Source organism: Frankia sp. CcWB2, assembly GCF_977927585.1.
On the sequence record NZ_CDWRCM010000171.1, the window covers coordinates 8,143 to 10,163 of the forward strand.

The 2,021-nt window shown below is 70.4% G+C and carries 3 protein-coding genes; 2 read left to right on the top strand and 1 reads right to left on the bottom strand.

The features are described from left to right. The coding region (locus ACY45C_RS16520) for a PAC2 family protein (RefSeq protein ID WP_462188468.1) at positions 1 to 471 on the bottom strand (471 nt) is incomplete at its 3' end. Between the two features lie 680 nt (positions 472 to 1,151). On the opposite strand from ACY45C_RS16520, the gene ACY45C_RS16525 reads away from it, so the two are divergent. Beyond that, a complete protein-coding gene (locus tag ACY45C_RS16525) occupies positions 1,152 to 1,355 on the top strand; it encodes a hypothetical protein (protein ID WP_462188471.1) in 204 nt (67 codons plus the stop codon). 120 nt (positions 1,356 to 1,475) lie between these two features. Beyond that, positions 1,476 to 2,021, top strand: a 546-nt coding sequence (locus ACY45C_RS16530; protein WP_462188469.1) for an HAD family hydrolase, incomplete at its 3' end; no start/stop codon positions are given.

The window sequence follows — 2,021 nt, forward strand, 5'->3', positions numbered from 1 at the left end:
TTCCAGTCCGAGCCGGGCAGCCGTCGCCGCGTCCCCGGCGGTTCCGCTGATCGGGACCGGCCGGGTGTGCGGCGAGTCAGCGAGCAGCGCCCCGAGGGAGATCACCATGTCGCTGCCGAGGGCGTGGACGGCCTCGATCAGCTCGTCGGTGAACCCACGCCAGCGCATGTTCGGTTCCAGTCCGCGGATCAGCACCAGGTCCGTCTCGGACTTCGGTGGCCGCGCCACCGACAGGCGGGTGGTCGGCCACGAGATCTTCCGGGAAGCCCCGTCGGTCCCGCTCACCGTCGGTCGGTTCACCTGGAAGTCGTAGTAGTCGTCGGGGTCGATAGCACCGATGACACGGGCCTTGAAAGCGGTCTCCAGATGCTCGACGGCGGCGGACGAGGCATCGGCCGCGTCGTTCCACCCTTCGAAGGCGGCTACTACGACCGGCGACCGTAGTTGACCGGCGCCGGAGAACTCGATCACCTACTACCTCCTGCCGCCCCGCGGCGGCCCACTGCCCCCGTGACAGTGCAACGGTACGTCCTCACGGAGACGACTCCTGCCCAGAGCCGACATGCGTGACCTCAGCCTCCCTTATGGCCCGTGAGCCGGTGACCCGCGGGCGACCAGCGGTCGTCCGCGGGGAACCTACGCTGGTCCAGTCTGCCGATGTTCTCGTGGGAACGCCTTTCCTCGGTCTCTCGATGGCGCTAGACCCGGGCGGATCGGACATCCATTCCGGATCGATGCGGTGGCTGCACCGTATCGGCTCTGGACGGATACCCGCCGTCGCGGAAATGCGAACGGCCCGGCCTAGGGCCGCCGCCGCACCGGTGCGCCCCAGCCCGTGTTCGTGCGGACCACCGCGCCGAGCACACCCGCGCGGTCCGACATCACGCCCTCCGTTCCCGCGGCTGTGCCACCCCGGCTGTGCCACCCGCGGTCGCGCCATGGGCAACCCGCCGGGACGCGTCCGGCATTCCCACCCCGCAATCATCACCGTGCCGTGGTCACCGCATCGTGGTCCCTGTGTTGTGATCAGCCTGCCGTGGTCACCGTCGTGCCCGTGGCCGGCATCCTCGGAGGCGTCCGGACGGAGGGTAAACCGTACCGGCGGCAGGCGAAACCCGTCCCGGTACCCTTGGTCAGTGCACGATGATCTGGTGTCCGTCCTGGCCGAGCGTGTGCTGGTGGCCGATGGCGCCATGGGCACCCTGTTGCAGGCGGCCAGCCTCTGCCTCGACTCGGTGAATTCCGAGGACGGCGACGGCCCGTCGCGCGCCGAGGAGTTCCAGCTCGTGCCGGAGCAGTCCACCTCGGCGATCATCCTGCACCACCCGGAGGCGAAGTACTTCGCGGCCGCGTAGGCACCGTGCGGTCACCCGGGCACCGTGCGGCCGACCCGGCACTAGGCCGGTCAACCGGGCACTGCGGCCGGACGACCCTGAGCTACCGAGCTACCTGAGCTACCTGAGCTAGGAGTGGACGTGGGGAGCCTTGCGGCGGTTTTCTTCGACATGGACGGCCTGCTCGTTGACACCGAGCCAATCTGGACCATCGCCGAGCACGAGGCGGCGGCGCGGCTGGGCGGCGAGTTCACCCCGGCGATGAAACGAGCCATGATCGGCCACGGCATCGATACCGCGGTGCCGCTCATGGTGTCGATGCTCGGCCGGCCGGCGTCCGACGTGGTGCCGACGGCGGAGTTCCTGCTGCGCCGCTCCGCCGAGCTGTTCCGCGAGCCCGGTGCGATCGTCCCGCAGCCCGGGGCGGTGGAACTGCTCGTCGCGCTGCGGGCGGCGGGTGTCCCGACCGCGCTGGTCTCCTCGTCCTTCCGCGACCTGATGGAGCCGGTGCTGCACGTCGTCGGTGACGAGTTCTTCGCCGTGACGGTCGCCGGTGATGAGGTCACTCGCCGCAAGCCGGACCCGGAGCCCTACCTGACCGCCGCCCGGGTGCTCGGCGTCGACCCGGTCCGCTGTGTCGTCTTGGAGGACAGCCCGTCGGGAGCGCGCGCCGGGGTGGCGGCCGGG